Origin of the sequence: Thermococcus sp. M36, from assembly GCF_012027355.1 — an archaeon.
GTDB lineage: Archaea > Methanobacteriota_B > Thermococci > Thermococcales > Thermococcaceae > Thermococcus.
On sequence record NZ_SNUH01000097.1, the window covers coordinates 1 to 525 of the forward strand.

Sequence of the window (525 nt, forward strand, 5' to 3'; positions counted from 1 at the left end):
CCAAAAGTGATTATACTTATAGATTAAATAAAGGAATTAAATTGGAAGCGGGTTTTAAAACTTCTTTTATTAACACGAATAATGTTGCAGCTTATCAATATTATAACGGCTCTGTTTGGCAAGATGATTTAAGTAAAAGCAATCAATTTTTATATGATGAAAAAATTAATGCTTTATATACAAGTTATGAGCAGAAACTAAATAAAATTTCTTTTCAGGTTGGAATAAGATATGAGCATACACATTATAACGCACATCAACTCGGAAACCTGATTGTAAAAGATTCTTCTTTCTATAAAAATTACGATGGTTTATTCCCTTCCGGGTATTTTTCTTATCAGGCAGATTCAAATAATACAGTAACATTAACATTTGGCAGAAGAATTGACAGACCTCCATTTCAGAAGCTTAATCCTTTTACTTTTTTAATTAATAAATATACTTACCAAACAGGTAATCCGTTTATATTACCACAAAATGCATGGAATTTTGAGGTTAATCATCAGTATAAACAAATGCTTACAT

General features: G+C 28.4%; 1 protein-coding gene. It reads left to right on the top strand.

Features of this window, described 5'->3' with window-relative positions:
- Window positions 1-525 (top strand): outer membrane beta-barrel family protein (locus E3E36_RS11495; RefSeq protein ID WP_167895539.1); only part of this gene is annotated, 525 nt, incomplete at both ends.